The organism is Flavonifractor sp. An91 (genome assembly GCF_002159225.1).
GTDB classification, from domain to species: Bacteria; Bacillota; Clostridia; order Oscillospirales; family Oscillospiraceae; genus Flavonifractor; species Flavonifractor avicola.
In genome coordinates, this window is record NZ_NFHA01000002.1 from 1 (window position 1) to 16,416 (window position 16,416).

General features: G+C 60.2%; 21 protein-coding genes. 11 read left to right on the top strand and 10 right to left on the bottom strand.

Going from position 1 to position 16,416, the window contains the following annotated elements:
- The first annotated feature begins 315 nt into the window (after window positions 1-315).
- The gene (locus B5G42_RS18350; protein ID WP_164475006.1) at window positions 316-492 is read left to right on the top strand and encodes a hypothetical protein; all 177 of its coding nucleotides are present in this window, start codon (window positions 316-318) and stop codon (window positions 490-492) included.
- A gap of 52 nt (window positions 493-544) precedes the next feature.
- Here the strand turns inward: B5G42_RS18350 and B5G42_RS01735 are convergent, their stop codons facing one another.
- From B5G42_RS01735 to B5G42_RS01770, 9 genes are all read right to left on the bottom strand, one after another.
- Window positions 545-1,123 (bottom strand): AAA family ATPase, encoded by a 579-nt coding sequence (locus B5G42_RS01735; protein WP_087266091.1) that lies wholly within the window; start codon window positions 1,121-1,123, stop codon window positions 545-547.
- A 16-nt stretch (window positions 1,124-1,139) separates the two neighbouring features.
- Window positions 1,140-1,661, bottom strand: coding sequence for an MATE family efflux transporter (locus B5G42_RS18915; RefSeq protein ID WP_343286680.1), 522 nt, complete (start codon window positions 1,659-1,661; stop codon window positions 1,140-1,142).
- Window positions 1,543-2,454 (bottom strand): MATE family efflux transporter, encoded by a 912-nt coding sequence (locus B5G42_RS01740; protein WP_343286681.1) that lies wholly within the window; start codon window positions 2,452-2,454, stop codon window positions 1,543-1,545. Before B5G42_RS01740 ends, B5G42_RS18915 begins: the two co-directional genes overlap by 119 nt.
- 119 nt (window positions 2,455-2,573) lie before the next feature.
- The gene (locus B5G42_RS01745; protein ID WP_087266093.1) at window positions 2,574-3,014 is read right to left on the bottom strand and encodes a MarR family winged helix-turn-helix transcriptional regulator; all 441 of its coding nucleotides are present in this window, start codon (window positions 3,012-3,014) and stop codon (window positions 2,574-2,576) included.
- 71 nt (window positions 3,015-3,085) lie between these two features.
- Entirely contained in the window at window positions 3,086-3,808 is a 723-nt protein-coding gene (gene sigE, locus B5G42_RS01750; protein WP_087187107.1) for an RNA polymerase sporulation sigma factor SigE, read from the bottom strand.
- Between the two features lie 12 nt (window positions 3,809-3,820).
- A complete protein-coding gene (locus B5G42_RS01755; protein ID WP_087266095.1) occupies window positions 3,821-4,669 on the bottom strand; it encodes a sigma-E processing peptidase SpoIIGA in 849 nt (282 codons plus the stop codon).
- Between the two features lie 184 nt (window positions 4,670-4,853).
- A complete protein-coding gene (locus B5G42_RS01760; RefSeq protein WP_087266097.1) occupies window positions 4,854-5,195 on the bottom strand; it encodes a DsrE family protein in 342 nt (113 codons plus the stop codon).
- Window positions 5,196-5,197: 2 nt separating this feature from the next.
- Window positions 5,198-6,262, bottom strand: coding sequence for a histidinol-phosphate transaminase (gene hisC / locus B5G42_RS01765; protein WP_087266099.1), 1,065 nt, complete (start codon window positions 6,260-6,262; stop codon window positions 5,198-5,200).
- Entirely contained in the window at window positions 6,259-6,453 is a 195-nt protein-coding gene (locus tag B5G42_RS01770) for a DUF951 domain-containing protein (RefSeq protein WP_087266101.1), read from the bottom strand. Before B5G42_RS01770 ends, hisC begins: the two co-directional genes overlap by 4 nt.
- A 135-nt stretch (window positions 6,454-6,588) precedes the next feature.
- Between B5G42_RS01770 and B5G42_RS01775 the strand changes: the two genes are divergently transcribed.
- From B5G42_RS01775 to B5G42_RS01790, 4 genes are all read left to right on the top strand, one after another.
- The gene (locus tag B5G42_RS01775) at window positions 6,589-7,533 is read left to right on the top strand and encodes a S1 RNA-binding domain-containing protein (RefSeq protein WP_242961099.1); all 945 of its coding nucleotides are present in this window, start codon (window positions 6,589-6,591) and stop codon (window positions 7,531-7,533) included.
- 147 nt (window positions 7,534-7,680) lie between these two features.
- The gene (locus tag B5G42_RS01780; RefSeq protein ID WP_087266103.1) at window positions 7,681-8,379 is read left to right on the top strand and encodes a response regulator transcription factor; all 699 of its coding nucleotides are present in this window, start codon (window positions 7,681-7,683) and stop codon (window positions 8,377-8,379) included.
- 7 nt (window positions 8,380-8,386) lie between these two features.
- Window positions 8,387-10,399: a sensor histidine kinase gene (locus B5G42_RS01785; protein ID WP_242961100.1), complete on the top strand. Its 2,013-nt coding sequence runs from the start codon at window positions 8,387-8,389 to the stop codon at window positions 10,397-10,399.
- A complete protein-coding gene (locus B5G42_RS01790; protein WP_087266107.1) occupies window positions 10,396-11,556 on the top strand; it encodes a DUF4358 domain-containing protein in 1,161 nt (386 codons plus the stop codon). The genes B5G42_RS01785 and B5G42_RS01790 overlap by 4 nt, the downstream gene beginning before the upstream one ends.
- A gap of 40 nt (window positions 11,557-11,596) precedes the next feature.
- Here the strand turns inward: B5G42_RS01790 and B5G42_RS01795 are convergent, their stop codons facing one another.
- Window positions 11,597-12,025, bottom strand: a complete 429-nt coding sequence (locus tag B5G42_RS01795) for a PaaI family thioesterase (protein WP_087266109.1) — start codon at window positions 12,023-12,025, stop codon at window positions 11,597-11,599.
- A 236-nt stretch (window positions 12,026-12,261) separates the two neighbouring features.
- Between B5G42_RS01795 and B5G42_RS01800 the strand changes: the two genes are divergently transcribed.
- From B5G42_RS01800 to B5G42_RS01825, 6 genes are all read left to right on the top strand, one after another.
- Window positions 12,262-13,203, top strand: a complete 942-nt coding sequence (locus B5G42_RS01800) for a ParB/RepB/Spo0J family partition protein (protein ID WP_242961101.1) — start codon at window positions 12,262-12,264, stop codon at window positions 13,201-13,203.
- A gap of 74 nt (window positions 13,204-13,277) precedes the next feature.
- Window positions 13,278-13,883 carry a hypothetical protein gene (locus B5G42_RS01805; RefSeq protein WP_087266411.1) on the top strand — a complete coding sequence of 202 codons (606 nt, stop codon included), beginning with the start codon at window positions 13,278-13,280 and terminating at the stop codon, window positions 13,881-13,883.
- On the top strand, window positions 13,880-14,140 hold the full coding sequence (locus tag B5G42_RS01810; protein WP_087266111.1) for a DUF5720 family protein: 261 nt from the start codon (window positions 13,880-13,882) through the stop codon (window positions 14,138-14,140). Before B5G42_RS01805 ends, B5G42_RS01810 begins: the two co-directional genes overlap by 4 nt.
- 23 nt (window positions 14,141-14,163) lie before the next feature.
- Complete coding sequence (locus B5G42_RS01815; protein WP_087266113.1) at window positions 14,164-14,661, top strand: hypothetical protein; 498 nt, start codon at window positions 14,164-14,166, stop codon at window positions 14,659-14,661.
- A 35-nt stretch (window positions 14,662-14,696) separates the two neighbouring features.
- Complete coding sequence (locus B5G42_RS01820) at window positions 14,697-15,509, top strand: phosphoadenosine phosphosulfate reductase family protein (protein ID WP_087266115.1); 813 nt, start codon at window positions 14,697-14,699, stop codon at window positions 15,507-15,509.
- 5 nt (window positions 15,510-15,514) lie between these two features.
- Window positions 15,515-16,399 carry a DUF6017 domain-containing protein gene (locus tag B5G42_RS01825; RefSeq protein ID WP_087266117.1) on the top strand — a complete coding sequence of 295 codons (885 nt, stop codon included), beginning with the start codon at window positions 15,515-15,517 and terminating at the stop codon, window positions 16,397-16,399.
- The last annotated feature ends 17 nt before the right edge of the window (window positions 16,400-16,416 follow it).

Below are 16,416 nucleotides of genomic sequence, written 5' to 3' on the forward strand. Positions count from 1 at the left end.
TACCATCTGGCTGGCCGCCGTTTTAATTTTGAGATGCTCAGCGGCTTGATTTTGTATTGCATTTTTTCGCCTCCCTAAAAATCTGAAATTTCTACTTGACTTTTATTAGCAGGTCTTTCCGTTCCGCGGGCCGGCTCTGTGGCCGAAACCCACATTTGCACAGCAAAAAAGGGTACAGGTCCTTCCCCCGTCCCCTCCTGCAAGCCACTCTGTTCTTCGCCCTTCATTATAACTTGAATCGCATATTTTAGCAATGGATTTTTCAGCATTCCGGGCAATAATAAATACGGACATCCAAGGAAGGGAGCTGAGCAAATGACTAATCACACCTTTTTAGGCGGCATGGGCCTTGGCATTCTGGCCGGGGCCGCTATGGGCATGGCGGTAGCCGCCAAGGGGATGCAGAATCCCAAAATGCGCCGCATGGCCAAAAAGGCCACCCGGAAGATGGACCAGATGAAGGATGATCTGGCCGACACCATGGGCTTTTAAGCCAAAAACAGCAAAAAAGACCGCCGTTGGCGGTCTTTTTTGCTGCAATTACTCAGTAGAGCTGCCGGATCAGCTCCGCACAGCGGTCGATGCCCAGGGTTCCGCTGTTGAGGGTAAGGTCATAGTTCTGGGCGTGGCCCCACTTCATATCGGTATAGAACCGGTGGTAGGCCGCCCGGCGCTTATCCTTCTCTTTCAGCCGCTGCTCCGGAGAGGCCTCCCGCTCCCCGTACACCTCCACGATCCGTTTGGCCCGGAAGGCCATATCCGCGTGGATAAATACCCGCAGGCAGTCGGCCTTGTCCCGAAGGATATAGTCGGCACACCGGCCCACAATAACGCAGGATTCCTTCTCCGCCAGTTCGGTAATGATCCTGCACTGGATCTTCCTGATATAGTCCTCGTTGGTGGGGCCCGCAGTACCGTGGGCAAAGGCAGAGGCCAGTATCCCGCCGGGGGCATACTCCCCCGCCTCCTTGATATAATTTTTATGAAAACCGCTCTCCGCCGCAATCTTCTCAATCAGCTCACTGTCATAGCAGGCAATGCCCAGAGCTTCGGCCACCTTTTTGCCAATGGTACGGCCGCCGCTGCCAAATTCACGGCTGATGGTGATGATCCGGTTTTTCATGATTGATCCACTCCTTTTATGCGATCTCAGGCGCTTCGGATTGCAGCCGGTGCTCCCGCTTCAGGTGGTTGTGCTCATGGATCAGCAGGCCCAGAGAGAGCAGGAAGGCCAGGCCGTCGGCTACAGGGCCGGTCCACAGCACCCCCTCCACCCCCAGGAACAGGGGCAGGATCAAAGCCGCGGGCACAAAGAAAATGATCTGACGGGCCAGGGAGAGAATGGCGGACTTGACAGGCTTGCCCACCGCCTGGAGATAGACTGCCGCCACCGTCTGGAACCCGGTAAGGGGGCAGAGCATCAGGAAAATGCGGAAGGCCTTTACAGCAAACTCGTTATAAAGCCCCTCCTCGGAGCCAAACAGCATGACTACGCTCATGGGCGCGAACTGGAAAATCAAAAAGGCTACGATGGACACCACCTCAGAGGCGATGAGGGAAATTTCCAGGGCTTTTTTCACCCGCTTGAAGTTCTTGGCACCGTAGTTGAAACCGATGATGGGCTGGGTACCGGTGGCGATGCCCAGCAGAATGGCAATCATGATCTGGTTGACCTTCATCACAGGTGATGGCAAACTGGGTGATAAAGCTGCTCAGGCCGAAGGTAAGGATATTGCCGCAGGTCCGGCCGTTCAGGCGGAAGGAGGCGGCATCAGGATGGACGGTCTTGAACCGGGGCAGATAGACCGCCGACACCACAAAGGAGGCCACCTGCCCGATCACCGTAGCGATGGCAGCACCCTGTACCCCCATATGAAAAACAAAGATAAAGACCGGGTCCAGAATCACGTTGAGGACCGCACCGATGATCATGGAAAACATGGCGTATTTGGGGCTGCCATCCACACGGATCATGGAATTGATGGCGGCTGATATCATCATAAAAGGCAAACCGAGGCCAATGATGAAGCCATACTCCAAGGCCAGAGACCGCAGCAGGTCGGTTGCGCCGAAGAGGGTCAGGATCGGGTCGATGAACAGCAGGAACACCACAGCCAGGACGATGCTGACCACGGTCACCAGGGCAACCGCGTTGCCCACGCCCTTCTTGGCCACGTCCACCTTGCCCTCACCCAGCTTCAGGCTCAGGAAGGCCGCGCCGCCGTTGCCGATCATCATAGCCAGTGCCAGGGCAATGATGGTGATGAGAAACACCACATTGGTGGCGCCGTTGCCCAGGTAGCCTACGCCCCAGCCGATGAATATCTGGTCCACGATGTTGTACAGGGAATTGACCAGCAGGGCAATGACGCTGGGAACGGCAAATTTCAGGATCAACCGGCCAATGGGCTCCGTGGCAAAGGGACTCTCGCGCTCTGGTACTTCTTTTTCCATCTTGACTTGCGCTCCTTTTAGGTAACTAGTTACTTATTTAGCGATAAAAAAGCAGGCAGCGCGCTTGAGTTATCTCCTCAGCACACTGCCTGGGAATTCACTTTTTCTGACCGAAAGGGTCACTCCAGATCGATATTGCTCAAGATCAGATCAATGGCCTCCCCCAGCATTTCCTTTTGCTGGGGCGTAAAATCCCGGCACAGCTCCTCCAATACCTCCCTGTCCTGCTCCAGAATGGTCTCATGGATTCCCGCAGAGCGCTCGGTACAGGTAATTTTCTTATATCGCCGGTCCTTCTCACTGGGCACGCACCGGACCAGGCCCTTGCTCTCCAGCCGCTGGAGCATCTTGGTCATAGCTGGATGGGTCACGTGCTCAATGTGCTCCAGGTCGTTTTGGTGGATCTCCTCTTTCCCGGCCGCCTCCAGACGGCTCACCGATCCCAGTACCCGCAGCTGGGCCCAGGTCAGACCCATGTCAGCTGCCTTCTCATCCATCCGCCTGCGGAATTCCCGGCTGATAACTGCGATCTTCAGGCCAAAGGGCATCCTTCCCGTCATACTTCCACCTCATCCAAATAAGTAACTAGTTACATATTATATCACTTCCTGCGGTTTGTCAAGGCGGCTGGTCACATCAGCCGTAAAATCTCCCGCTTGAGCCGGGCGATAATCCGCTTTTCCAGCCGGGAGATGTAGGACTGGGAGATGCCCAGGCTGTCGGCCACCTCCTTCTGGGTGCGCTCCGGCTTGCCGTCCAGGCCGAAGCGGAGGGTGATGATATGCCGCTCCCGCTCCTCCAGCCGCTCCAGAGCGTCGGAGAGCAGCTTGCGGTCCACATCCTCCTCGATGGGTTTCATCACCAGATCGCTGTCAGTGCCCAGAATGTCGGAGAGCAGCAGTTCGTTGCCGTCCCAGTCGGTATTTAGCGGCTCGTCAAAGGATACCTCGCTTTTCAGATTGGTGGTCTTGCGCAGATGCATCAAAATCTCATTTTCGATACATCGGGAGGCATAAGTAGCCAATTTGATGTTTTTGGCAGGCTGGTAGGTGTTGATGGCCTTGATAAGCCCGATGGTGCCGATAGAGATGAGGTCCTCAATACCTACCCCCGTATTTTCAAACCGGCGGGCGATATACACCACCAGCCGCAGGTTGCGCTCGATAAGCTGGGATTTCACCCCCTCGTCCCCCTCATCCAGGCGGCGGATGAGTTCCGCCTCCTCATCCCGGGACAGTGGGGGCGGCAGGGTGTCGCTCCCCCCGATGTACATGATTTTGCCCGGCAGCCTCAGCCCCAGCCGCGCCAGCAGCTTTTGTATGCGCCCATACCAGCGCGTCTTCCAGCTCTTCATAGCCATCCTCCTTTATGCTCCGATGAGGGCACAGTAGCCGCCCCCGTCGGTGAGCCCGGTGGGCGACAGCGCCACCAGCAAAGGACCGTAGTCCTCCCCGCCCACCTTTACCTTGTCACTGCGCAGGGCCAGCAGCAGCCCGCACTCTACCCCCACCGCCTGATAGGACAACAGCCGGCACCGCAGACCTGCGTTGCTCAGCCGCTCCAGAGCTGCGGAAGGGTCGCGGAGCTCTGCCTGGCAGGGGGCGGTCCCCGGCGGAAACAGGGCCTTTACCTTCTCCCCCTCCGCCACCAATACCGGCCTGCCGGTGGCCGGGTCGGTGAGGGTGTTGCCCGTATCTACCAATGCGGTGAGGACCGCCCGTCGTCCCCCCAGCTCCACGACTGCCGGGGCCAGCTCCCGCCGGGAGCTGTGGCGGGCGGCACGCTGAAAGAGCAGGGTAACAAGCCCATAGCACCCCGCCGCCGACAGCAGCACCAACTTTAAATCAAGAGGAGACGCCAACACCCCATTGGCCATGGTAAGGCTGCGGCTGCCCAGCATCTGAAGGGCAAAGATACCTCCGCCAAAGGCAGCGGACACCACAAAGAACACCAGGCACACCCGCAGCAGCCGCCGGCTGCCGCCGTAGCCGATCAGTACCGTCAGCACCCCCACCCCCACTTTACACAGGGGATGGACCAGAAAGCCCAGCCCCGGCAGGAACACCGCCCCGGCGTAAGCCGCCCCCAGGGCGGCCCCCAGGGCCAAACGCCTCCGGCGGAGTATCTCCCCCGCCAGCCGTCCGGCAGCCAGCAGCAGCAGATAGTCCACCACAAAATTCAGCAAAAACACCTCGTCCAGATAGACCACCGTCATGCCGCTCCCCCCTTCCGGCGTGCAGCTACCTCCGCGCGAATAAACCGCATCGTGGTTTATTCAGCAGGCATTATTATATCTGCCTGTCTCCATAAAAAAGGTCAAATCCGGGACAGGGCACAAAAATGGCCCGCCGTGGATTGAATCTCCACGGCGGGCCATATTATGACAGGATTCGATCGGATCAGACAGTGAGCAGAGGCGCCCGGCTCTTGATAAGCTCGGTAAGGGGCGGGCCCCAGGAGATTACCTCCAGGCCCATGTCCCGCAGGTCCTGCTCCACGCCCAGTTCTCGGGCGCAGGTGACGCAGGCGGAGAAAGCCACCCCCTGCTCCATAGCCAGGGCGATGCGCTCCCGAACCGCCGGGTCATGGGCGGCCAGGGCCGCCGTGTCCCCCCACAGGATGACGGTCACCTTCTCCCACCAGCCCCGGACCAAGCTGTTGACGGCATACATCAGCACCATCTTGTCAAAGACGGTGGGGTCGGCGTTGGTCCATAAAATATGCAGATGATTTTCGTCCATAGTCACTTTCCTCCCACCAGTTCCGCCATAGCGGCGCACAGAGCCTGCATCTCCTGGTCAGTGCCTACGGTGATCCGCAGATAATCCCGGATGCGGGGCTTGTCCCACCAGCGGACCAGAATCCCCCGCTGTCGCAGGCCGTCCAGCAGCTCCTTTGCGGGCACATCGGGATGGGAGACAAAGAGGAAATTGGCGGCGGAGTCGGTGACAACAAAGCTCAGCTTCTTCAGGTGGACAGCGGTACACTCCCGGGTGTTCTGGATCTTCATAGAGGTGGCCCGCAGATAATCCCGGTCCCGCAGGGCCCCCTCGGCTCCCGCCAGTGCCAGGCGATCCAGGGTATAGGAGTTAAAGGAGTTCTTCACGCAGTTGAGGGCGGCGATCAGCTCCTCGTTGCCCATGGCAAAGCCCACCCGCAGTCCGGCCAGGGAGCGGGATTTGGACATGGTCTGTACCACCACCAGGTTGGGATAGCGGTCGATGAGCTCCACAGCGGAGTGGGCGCCGAAGTCCACATAGGCCTCGTCCACCACCACCACAGCATCGGGGTTGGCCTCCAGCACCGCCCGGATGCCGCACAGGGACAGCTCCCGTCCAGTGGGGGCGTTGGGATTGGCAATCACTACGCCGCCGTTGGGCTCCAGGAAAGGCTCCAGAGGCAGAGCAAAATGCTCGTCCAGCGGCACCTCCCGGTAGGTCAAGCCGTACAGGTCGGCATAGACGGGGTAAAAGCTGTATGTAATATCCGCGAAGAGGATAGGCCGGTCCGGGTCAAAGAAGGCCTGAAAACACATAGCCAGCACCTCGTCGGAACCGTTGCCCACAAAGATCTGGGAGGGTTTCAGGCCGTAAGTGGCCCCCAGCAGCTCCCGCAGGGTGGTGCAATCCGGGTCGGGATAGAGCCGCAGGGTGTCGCAGGCCGCTTCCCGGATGGCGGCCAGGGCCATGGGAGAGGGCGGATAGGGGTTCTCATTGGTGTTCAGCTTAATGAATTTCCGGTCCCGGGGCTGCTCCCCCGGCACATAGGGGGTCAGTGCTCTGGCCCGCGCGCTCCAATACTGGTTCATGTCTCGTCCTCCCCCGGCCGAATGATCTTCTTAATGCTTTTTTCCGCCTTGCTCCGGGGGATCATCAGTTCATGTCCGCATCCCGCGCACCGCAGGCGGAAATCCATCCCTACCCGCAGCACCTGCCACCGCCGGCTGCCGCAGGGGTGCTCCTTCTTCAGCTCCAGCACGTCGCCCACGTGGATGTCCATAGGTCCTCCCCCTTTTTGCTTCACTTTATCCGTGTAAAGAATATTATAAATTCCCGGTCCCCCTCTGTCAATTCAAGGTTCCCCATTGCATATCATTGTCTGGTAAGAAAAAAATCACCCCAACGCAGAAAGGATTTGGTCATATTGACGAACCGTTTTCCACCCGAGGGGCGGCTGCTCCACACCCCGGAAAATCAGGCTGCCTGCGCCGACGCCCAAGGGCTCAGGCAGGCTATGGAGTCGGAGGCGGTGCTGGAGGGGACCGCCCTGCTGTGTACGCCGGAGCACGATCTCGTCGTGGCCGTAGGCCCCTATCGGGGGCTCATTCCCCGGACGGAGGCCGCCCTGGGCATTGCCGAGGGGGTCACCCGGGACATTGCCATCCTCTCCAGAGTTGGCAAGCCAGTTTGCTTTACAGTCACTTCTATGGAGGAATCCGACGGGGAGCCCCGCCCCCTGCTCTCCCGGCGGCGGGCCCAGCAGAAGGCGCTGTCCTACCTGCTGGAGCACTGGAAGTCCGGTCAGGTCATTTCCGCCCGGGTCACCCATCTGGAGCCCTTTGGCGCCTTTGTGGACATAGGCTGCGGGGTACCCTCCCTCATTGGGGTGGAAAATATTTCGGTGTCCCGCATCCCCCACCCCGCCGTCCGGTTCCGGGTGGGGCAGGACATTCTGGCGGCGGTGCTGGACCTGGACCCGGCCCTGGGCCGGATCTACCTGACCCACAAGGAGCTGCTGGGCACCTGGGCAGAGAACGCCGCCCCCTTCCAGCCGGGCATGACGGTGCCGGGGGTGGTGCGTGGGGTCAAGGACTATGGCGTGTTCGTGGAGCTGACCCCCAACCTGTCCGGGCTGGCAGAGCAGGACTGCCGCCTCACCGAGGGCGCTCGGGTGTCGGTGTACATCAAGGCCATCCTGCCCGAGCGGATGAAGATCAAGCTGCTGGCCATTGAGCCCCTGCCTCCATTGGGAGACCCCCAGCCTCTCCACTACTTCATCCGGGAGGGACGGCTGGACCACTGGAAATACGCACCCCCCGGCTGCGTGAAGGTGGGCGCCGAAACCATCTTTGCCGACTGAGCAAGCCCCCGGACAGCTTTTGCTGTCCGGGGGCTTCTGTTATTGCCCATCCCTCCTTGGGTATGATAAAATCGTAAGAAATACGAAAGGTTTCCTCCCCGACTTTGAAAGAAACCTCTGCTATGCTGTACCCATGGAGGGATCAATATGAATGAAGTCATTCTTGTGGTGGACGACGACGCCGAGATCGTCCGCGCCATCGCAATTTTGCTGGAAAAAGAGGGCTACCGGGTGCTGAAGGCCTACAACGGCCTCCAGGCCCTGGATCTGGCTATGGACCCGTCTCTGCGGCTCATCCTGATGGACGTGATGATGCCTAAGCTGGACGGGCTGTCTGCCGTGCTCAAGATCCGGGAGCAGCGCAACCTGCCCATTCTCATCCTCAGCGCCAAGGGAGAGGATACCGACAAAATCCTGGGCCTGTCCATGGGGGCGGACGACTATATCGCCAAGCCCTTCCACCCCCAGGAGCTGGTGGCCCGGGTGCGCAGCCACCTGCGGCGGTACACCCAACTGGGGGACGTAAACGCTCCCAGCCAGAAGGCGGAACTGGTCACCGGGCGGCTGTGCTACCTGCCCGACCAAAAGACGCTGCTGGCTGACGGCGTGCCGGTGCGGCTCACCGCCACCGAGCTGAAGATCGTGGACCTGCTGATGCGCAACCTGGGCCGGGTGTTCCCCGCCGAGGAGATCTACCGCCGGGTGTGGAACGAGGAGCCCTATTCCGCAGAAAACACGGTGATGGTGCATATTCGCCGCATTCGGGAGAAAATCGAGCTCAATCCCAAAGAGCCGGAATATTTAAAGGTGGTGTGGGGCATTGGATACAAAATCGAGAAGCATTAAGCCCGCCTTGGCCTTTTGGGCCCTGTTTTTCGGCGTCAATCTGCTTATACTGGCCCTGGCCGCCGGTTATTCAGCAGTCCACACCCTGGGCTGGCACGGCATCAGCGACGCTTTCCAGTCCGATTATCAGAATACCGCCGACTTTCGGCGCACCATCTCACAGTGGTTTTACAGCTTTGCCGACCCGGACTGGCAGGAACATTACCAGCTGAGCGATCAAAATCTGCTCTACAAGGTAACCAGAGACGGTCAGACGGTGACCACCAACGCCGACGGCCTCTCCCCCGACGCCCTGCCGGAGGGATACAACTTCCTGCTCTATTTTAACGGGGAGACCGTCACCATTCAAAAGGACGGCCAGGAAATAGACATTTACGGCGACGGCTACTACCGGGAGGAGGACCAGTGGAACCTGCCCGGCTACCGCAATATACCGGTCCCCCAGTCCTACGCCGGGCTCACCATCACTATGGCTGTGGCCAAAGAACCGGTGGCCTATATTGCGGACACCGCTGCTCTGACCGGCGATGTCATAACTGACAGCGGCCTCTACTCCACAATGGATTATGCCGCCCGCCTGCAGTTTCCCCTGATCCTGTTCGTGGTGGTCCCGCTGGCGGTGGGAGCTGTGCTGCTGCTCTGGTCCATCCTGTGGCACAAACACAAGGTACGGGCAGACCAGGCCATCGCTTGGTTCACCGGAAAGATCTGGCTAGAGGTCAAGCTGGTGCTGCTCATTCCCTTTTTTCTGGCCTGCATCGCCGCCTTTTTCTGTCTGGTGAGCCTGTATACCGCTCATTATTACACCATCTGGTTCTATCTGTCGGTACCGGTGGCCCTATGGTGGGCCTACCTCTACCTCAACGACCTGCGATACAACTTCGGCCACATCACCGCCAACAGCCTGTGCGCCCTTCTGGCCCGGCTGTACCGGGGCGGGGAGCTGTCCTGGCCCGCCGGACAGCGGATGATGCGCCGCTCTGCCCTACAGTTCCTGGCGGCTGTGCCCTTTATTCTGGGCTGTATCGTGGTCTTTTTTCTTCTGTTCGGCCCCACCATGTCCCGCCTCCCTATTTTCTTTCTCCTGTTGCTGCTGGCCCTGGCAGGGCTCTTCCTCATCGCCGCCCAGCTGTGGCTCATGAGCCAGAACCGCCGCACCGCCGCCGATGTGGATGCCCTGCTCTCCCGCATCCAGGCCGCTGGGACTGGTCAAGCCTCCGCCGCACCTCTGCCCCAAGATTCTGATCTGCGGGCTGCGGTGGAGGGGCTGGACCAGATGGAGGTACGGTTGAAAGACGCCCTGTCTGAGCAGATGAAGAGTGAAAAGCTGAAGCTGGAGCTCATCACCAACGTGTCCCACGATCTCAAGACCCCCCTCACCTCCATGGTGAGCTACACCGAGCTGCTGCGGCAGGAGGAGGACCTGCCTGACCATGTTCGGGACTATATTCTGGTGCTCTATCAAAAGACTCTGCGGCTCCAGGCCATGGTGCAGGATGTGTTTGACGTGAGCAAGGCGGCCACCGGCAACCTGCCGGTCACCATACGGCCCCTGGACTTTGCCAAGCTGCTCCGCCAGACTCTGGCCGACCTGGACGAGGACATCCAGGCCTCCGGCCTTGCGCTCCGCTCCAATCTGCCCGATGGACCGGTGTGGATTATGGCTGACGGGGACCGGCTGTACCGGGTGTTCCAGAACCTTATTGGCAATGCCCTGAAATATGCTCTGGACGGCTCCCGGATCTACCTCACCCTCTCCGTGGAGGGGGACAGGGCCGCCGCTGTCATTCAGAACACCTCCCGGGAGGAGCTTCCCTACGGCGTGGACTTCACCGAGCGCTTTGTCCGGGGGGACCAGAGCCGCACCGATGGGGGCAGCGGCCTGGGCTTGTCCATTGCCCGTACCTTTACCGAGGCCTGCGGCGGTTCCTTCTCCATCCGCACTCAGGCCGATCTGTTCACCGCGTCAGTAACCTTCCCCCTGACCCAGACCAGACCCCAACCGGAGGTGTCACCATGAAACGAGTGACTTTGCTTCTGCTGTCCCTTCTGCTGCTGGCGGGCTGCGCCCCCAAGGAACCCACCACAGACGCCTCCGCCATCGATCTGGGAGGCGTGGTGGCGGAGTCCCAGCCGGAGGAATTCTACAATGGCCTGACGCCTCTCTCCAGCGAACTGGACCCAGAGGGGCTGGAGGCCTATCTGACGGCGGCCTACGGCCTGGACCGGGAGGACTGGGTGGACGCCGTAGCAGCCTACTCTGAAGGGCTCCAGGCCTATGAGCTGGCGGTGATCCAGCTGGCTGACGGCGTGGATGCCGGATCGGCGGAGGAGCTGCTGCTGGCATATCTGGAAGGCCGCCAGGCCGACTTTACAGGCTACGCCCCCGACCAGGCTGCCCTGGTGGAGGACGCTCTGCTGCTCCGGCAGGGACGCTGGCTTCTGCTGGCCATCTGCCCCGATCCCGAGGCCGCCAAGGATGCCTTCCTGACCCGCTTTGACGGCGAGACCTCCCAGACAGCGGCCCGCCCCTATACGGTGGAGCGGGACAGCCGGGGCTATGTGGTCTTTGATCCTCCCAATGAGGAGGAGATGCCCCTCTACGACACCGCCCCTGTGGTGGAGGCCTACCGCACTGGGGATACCTCCGCCCTGTCCGAAGAGGACGCCGCCATTCTGGAGATATGCCGGCAGGTGCTGGAGGCGGAGATTGACAACGATATGTCCCCGGCGGAGCAGGAACTGGCGGTCCACGACTGGATCATTGACCACGCCGCCTATGACGAGACCCATTCCTCCCCCAACCGCAGCCATCCCTACGGCCTTCTGGTGGAGGGGCAGGCCATCTGCATGGGGTACGCCAACACGTTCCAGCTGTTTATGGACCTGCTGGATATCCCCTGCGTCACGGTGATCGGGGCCTCCAGCGACTCCCGGCAGGACCACGCCTGGAACCTGGTACAGCTGGATGGGGACTGGTACGCAGTGGACACCACCTGGGACGATCCTCTGGGCGGCTTTGTGGATGTACCCGCCGCCAATGAGTCTGGGCACCACACTTACTTTAATGTGACCAGCGATTTTCTCCGGCAGACCGACCACCAGTGGGACTACGACGCCGTCCAGGAGGCGGAGGGTACTTGCTGGACCTGGCGGCACCTCACCCGGAGACGCTGAAACGCAAAAAATGGCTGCCGGCGGCAGCCATTTTTTGCGCTCAGACAGGATTTTTCCCGGCCCCGGGGGCGCCCCCCACGGTATAGCCGTTGACGGTGAGGTAGGCCACCTTGGCCCCCAGATCGTCAGTCACCTCCACGGCATAGAGGCAAGTGGTACGGCCGGCCTTCAGGCATCTGGCTTCAGCGATCAGGGTGCTCCCCCGGGCGGCGGAGAGAAAGCTGACCGACACCTGCTGGGTAACGGTGATACGGTCACTGAATCCGTTGGCAGCCACCGCAAAGGCAAAGTCGGCCAAGGTGAACACCGCGCCTCCCATAGGGGCGGAGTTGGCGTTCAGGTGAACCGGCCGGATGGGCATCACGCACACCGCCCGTCCGGGCTCGGCCTCCCGGATGGCAGCGCCGGCGGCCTCGGTGGCAAAACGGTCCCCTGCAAAGCGGCTCCGGATCTCATTCAGCTCAGGCATAGATCAATCTCCTTTCCTGCGACATCATCAGAGTAAAAACAAAAGGACATCCTTTCGGATGTCCTTTCATCTGGTGCGAGTGGCCTTATAGGATTTATCTCAGAAAGCAAGTAATATCAATGGTTTGAGGGCAATCGACAAACAGTATTTACAGTCAAAAATCAAATATCACAAACCGATTTTTAAGGGCGTTCCGTTTTGGAGCGCCCTTTTCCTATTGGAGGAGGTAGCATTGATTGCGTGATAAGATTGACCCTTTTCAGCCCCCTTCTTCTGAATCCCATACCTCTCAGCAGAATGAGACTGTGGTGCGTCTGCCGCTCACAGACCTGCACCCCTTTAAGGGCTACCCCACCCTCCGGGGCGTCATGCCCCGGAACCAGCCCTATCTGGTGCGGGACGACGACCCCACCATGATTCAACTTGTGGCCCGCATCAAAGAACGGGGTGTCACTTACCCCGGCGTGGTCCGCCCGGACCCGGAGGGCGGGTATGAGATCATCTCCGGCCAGCGGCGGCACCGGGCCAGTGAGCTGGCAGGCATCCCGGATATGCCCGTTATCGTCCGGGACTTGGACGACGAGGAAGCTGTCACAGAAATGATAGACAGCAACGTGAACCGGGAGGACGTGCTGCCCAGTGAGCGGGCCTGGGCCTACCGTATGCGCCTGGAGGTGGAAAAAAGGCGGGCTGGACGGCCTGAGAAAAATTCGCCGAAAATTTCGGCGAATTTCCGCAGCGACGATGAGGTGGGGAAATCCCTGGGCATCAGCGGGGACACCCTGCGTAATTATATCCAACTCACAGAACTGCGGCAGGAGCTTATGGACAAGGTAGACGCCCAGGAGATCGGCCTGTCCATCGCCTATCAGATCGCCGCCCTCACCAAAGACGAGCAGGTGCTTTTGCTGGACGCGATGGAGTATTCGCTGAACACACCTTCGCTCTCCCAGGCCCAGCGGCTGAAAAAAGCCAGCAAGGAAGGGACGCTCTCGCTGGAAATCATGCGGAGTGTGCTGTCGGAGGAGAAAAAGGCGGAGACGGAGAAGGTCAGCTTCCCCATGGACACCATCCGCAAATACTTCCCCCGGTCCTATACTCCCAAGCGGATGCAGGAGACCATCATCAAACTGCTGGAGGCATGGCAGAAGAAGCGCCAGCGCAGTCAGGAGCGATAATTCAATACTGGGAGCACAGCCGGACCACATTGATGTTGTCCGGCTTTTTTTGCGCCCAAAATCAGGAGGACACCATGTTTATCTGCACATTTCGATATAAGCCGGAGCACGTCGCTTGCCATCTCTGCACCGAGTATAGCCGCAAGCGTGGCTGCACCGCCCAGGGCTGCCCCTGGCTGGCCGAGCGGATTGAGGCCGGTGTGGTGGGCTATTATGAGGCCGTCCAGGAGACCTTTGGGCAGCAAGGTATTCTGCCCGTCCGCCTCTGGCCTCTGATTGCCGGCTTTCCCGGCACCCTCTGGCGGGACGGCCAGCACCCGGAACGGATGGAGCGGGCCAAGGCCCGCCTGGGCTATTACCGCCGTCGAGACACCCCGGCCTACTACGCCGCCCTGTTCCTGCTGACCTCCAGCGCGGAGCTGTGGCGGAGGACCGCCAACTGCTTCTACCGGCAGGGCTTCGAGGCCGCCTACGCGGACCGCCGGGAGATTTCCCTCCAAAACTACGTCCTCCTGGCAGCGGCGCGGGACCTCTATGGCGGCACGGTTCCCACGTCCCAGGACCTGCCAGACAGGGACATTGTGGACGACGAGACCCTGCGCCTGATCGTCAACGCCACCCTGATTGCCCGGTATGGGCTGCCCGCCTTGAACATCCGGGAACGGAGGTCCCAGCTATGAGGCGGTTCACGACGCGGGGCCACGACCTGCTGGCCGTGGAGCGGTTCCGGGACGACACCCGGCACATGGTTGAGTTTGAGGTTTTGAAAGACGGAAACCCTATCGGCCTGCGGGGTGAAACCGCCCGATTGTTTCTAAGTGAGGACGATTACCAGCGGGCGCTCAGGAGCGCGGCGCTGCGGGAAATCCGTATCACCCGCCATGACCTGGTGGTGGAGGGCCACCTGATCCGGCCAAAAAAGAAAAAACATCGCTGATTTACGAATGAGGAGGAATTTTTATGTACGATATGGACCGTTTGGAAGCGGAGATTACCAGCTTGTTTCACGCCCGCATGGATGGGCACACGCCGGAGGAAATCCGGCAGTTCCTGGGCGGCATTGACTTCCACGCCCTGACCCAGGCCGTGCGGGACAAGGCCCGGACGGTGTATGCCTACACCACCCAGGGCCAGCATGAGAAGTCTTTCAACTATCGGGGGGAGGAGCTGTTCCACCAGCGGGCCACCCGGCTGTATGTGGAGGACGACCAGAGCACGGCAGAGATCGCCGTCACCACCCGGACGATGGAGCTGTGGCTGCTGGAGGACATGAGCCTGGTGGCCGTGGCCTGCGTCGCTGTGGACTACGAAGATGGCGGGTATGTCACGGAGTACCGGGCCATCAAGGGCGGCCCGGCGGAGAGCGAGATGTGCCTGGACCTGGAGGAACTGGCCCAGGACCTGGATCAAATGTGCTGGCCCTGCTACGAGTGTGAGCAGCCGGTCTATGAGCTGTAAGCGGAAAAGGAGGTCTGAGAGAGGCGTGCCCATAAATGGGCGCTGCCGTTACACCCAAAGATGATTTTCACGCCATCAGCCTGAGTGGAGGCAAAGATTCCACCTGTCTTGCTCTGCTGATGATCGAGCGCGGTCTGCCCGTTGACGCGGTGATTTGGGCGGATACCGGCATGGAGTTCCCGGAAATGTACGACCACATTGCCAAGGTGGACGAGTATCTGTACCGGGAGCGGGGCCTGCACATCACCGCCCTGCGCTCCCCCAAGAGCTTCGAGTACATGATGTTCGACGAGCCCAAGCAGAAGCCCTCCGCCCTGGAGAACCGGGCGCGGCTGGGCGTTCCGCCCTATGGCAACGGCTGGCCGGGCATCAAGGTCCGCTGGTGTACGGGCCAGCTCAAGACCCACCAAATCAGCAAGGAGCTCAACCGCCTCAAGGGCCGGCACCGCCTTCAACAGTATGTGGGCATCGCGGCAGACGAGGCGTGGCGGTGCAAGGGCCTCCATTACCCTCTTGTGGAGTGGGGTATCACCGAGGCCCAGGCCCTGCAAATCTGTTATGACCGGGGCTTTGACTTCGGCGGCCTCTACGAGATTTACCACCGGGCCTCCTGCTGGTGCTGCCCCTTCCAGCGGATTGGGGAGCTGCGGAGCCTGCGGCGGCACCACCCGGAGCTGTGGGCGCGGCTGCTGGACCTGGACAACCGGGCCAGGGCACAGTTCGGCCCCGGTCCCCTGGGGCAGTTCAAATCCAACTGGAGCGTGGCACGGCTGGAGGAACGGTTTGCCCGTGAGGAGGCGCAGACCGCCCCCATCCAGCCCAACGCCCCCAATGACACAAGGAAGTGAATCAAATGGCAGTTTTCCGCATTGAACGGACGCGGGACTACACCGTAATGAGCAACCACCACCTCAAGGACAGCGCCCTCAGCCTCAAGGCCAAGGGGCTGCTGTCCATGATGCTCTCCCTGCCGGAGGAGTGGAACTACACCACCAGAGGGCTGGCAAAAATCTGCAAGGAGGGGGTGGACGCCATCGGCGGGGCGCTGAAGGAGCTGGAAAAGGCGGGCTACATCGTCCGCCGCCAGCTGCGCGGCCCCGGCGGGCGCATCAGCGACACCGAGTACACCATCTACGAGAAGCCCCGCCCCGCTGCGGAGGAACCGCCAGAGGAACCGGGACCAGATACGCCTCCGCCAGATACGGATTCACCAGATACGGAAAACCCGTATCTGGTGGAGCCGGATATGGTAGGACCGGATACGGATATGCCCGCAGAATTAAATACTAAGAGATCAAATACGAAAAAATCAAATACTCATCGAGCAAATACTCATTCCTTCCTTCCTCCCACGCCTCCGGCGGAGGGAAGGACGGACGTGTATGAGAAGCGAGAGGAAATTCGGGAGCAGATTGAGTATGACCTCATCTGCACCTCCATCAACCGGGCCCAGGTGGACGAGTTCGTGGAGATTATGCTGGAGGTAGCCATGACCCGCAGCCCCACCATCAAGATCGGACGGGACGCGGAGTATTCCACCGCCTTTGTCCAGCAGCGGTTTGAGCAAATCACCTCCAGCCACATCGAGAAGGTGCTGGACGGCATCAGCGAGAACACCACCCGGGTCTGGAATACCAAGGCTTATCTGTTGGCCGCCCTGTTCAATGCTCCGTCCTCTACGGACAACCACTACACCATGCTGGTCAACCACGATTTCCACCACGACTACGGCGGCTGAAAGGCCGCTTTTTTGCT

Excerpts from the sequence above, each read along its gene's own strand:
- B5G42_RS18350 (WP_164475006.1), top strand. The coding sequence starts at position 316 with ATGACTAATCACACCTTTTTAGGCGGCATGGGCCTTGGCATTCTGGCC.
- B5G42_RS01735 (WP_087266091.1), bottom strand. The coding sequence starts at position 1,123 with ATGAAAAACCGGATCATCACCATCAGCCGTGAATTTGGCAGCGGCGGC.
- B5G42_RS18915 (WP_343286680.1), bottom strand. The coding sequence starts at position 1,661 with ATGATTGCCATTCTGCTGGGCATCGCCACCGGTACCCAGCCCATCATC.
- B5G42_RS01740 (WP_343286681.1), bottom strand. The coding sequence starts at position 2,454 with ATGGAAAAAGAAGTACCAGAGCGCGAGAGTCCCTTTGCCACGGAGCCC.
- B5G42_RS01745 (WP_087266093.1), bottom strand. The coding sequence starts at position 3,014 with ATGACGGGAAGGATGCCCTTTGGCCTGAAGATCGCAGTTATCAGCCGG.
- sigE (WP_087187107.1), bottom strand. The coding sequence starts at position 3,808 with ATGAAGAGCTGGAAGACGCGCTGGTATGGGCGCATACAAAAGCTGCTG.
- B5G42_RS01755 (WP_087266095.1), bottom strand. The coding sequence starts at position 4,669 with ATGACGGTGGTCTATCTGGACGAGGTGTTTTTGCTGAATTTTGTGGTG.
- B5G42_RS01760 (WP_087266097.1), bottom strand. The coding sequence starts at position 5,195 with ATGGACGAAAATCATCTGCATATTTTATGGACCAACGCCGACCCCACC.
- hisC (WP_087266099.1), bottom strand. The coding sequence starts at position 6,262 with ATGAACCAGTATTGGAGCGCGCGGGCCAGAGCACTGACCCCCTATGTG.
- B5G42_RS01770 (WP_087266101.1), bottom strand. The coding sequence starts at position 6,453 with ATGGACATCCACGTGGGCGACGTGCTGGAGCTGAAGAAGGAGCACCCC.
- B5G42_RS01780 (WP_087266103.1), top strand. The coding sequence starts at position 7,681 with ATGAATGAAGTCATTCTTGTGGTGGACGACGACGCCGAGATCGTCCGC.
- B5G42_RS01790 (WP_087266107.1), top strand. The coding sequence starts at position 10,396 with ATGAAACGAGTGACTTTGCTTCTGCTGTCCCTTCTGCTGCTGGCGGGC.
- B5G42_RS01795 (WP_087266109.1), bottom strand. The coding sequence starts at position 12,025 with ATGCCTGAGCTGAATGAGATCCGGAGCCGCTTTGCAGGGGACCGTTTT.
- B5G42_RS01805 (WP_087266411.1), top strand. The coding sequence starts at position 13,278 with ATGTTTATCTGCACATTTCGATATAAGCCGGAGCACGTCGCTTGCCAT.
- B5G42_RS01810 (WP_087266111.1), top strand. The coding sequence starts at position 13,880 with ATGAGGCGGTTCACGACGCGGGGCCACGACCTGCTGGCCGTGGAGCGG.
- B5G42_RS01815 (WP_087266113.1), top strand. The coding sequence starts at position 14,164 with ATGTACGATATGGACCGTTTGGAAGCGGAGATTACCAGCTTGTTTCAC.
- B5G42_RS01820 (WP_087266115.1), top strand. The coding sequence starts at position 14,697 with ATGGGCGCTGCCGTTACACCCAAAGATGATTTTCACGCCATCAGCCTG.
- B5G42_RS01825 (WP_087266117.1), top strand. The coding sequence starts at position 15,515 with ATGGCAGTTTTCCGCATTGAACGGACGCGGGACTACACCGTAATGAGC.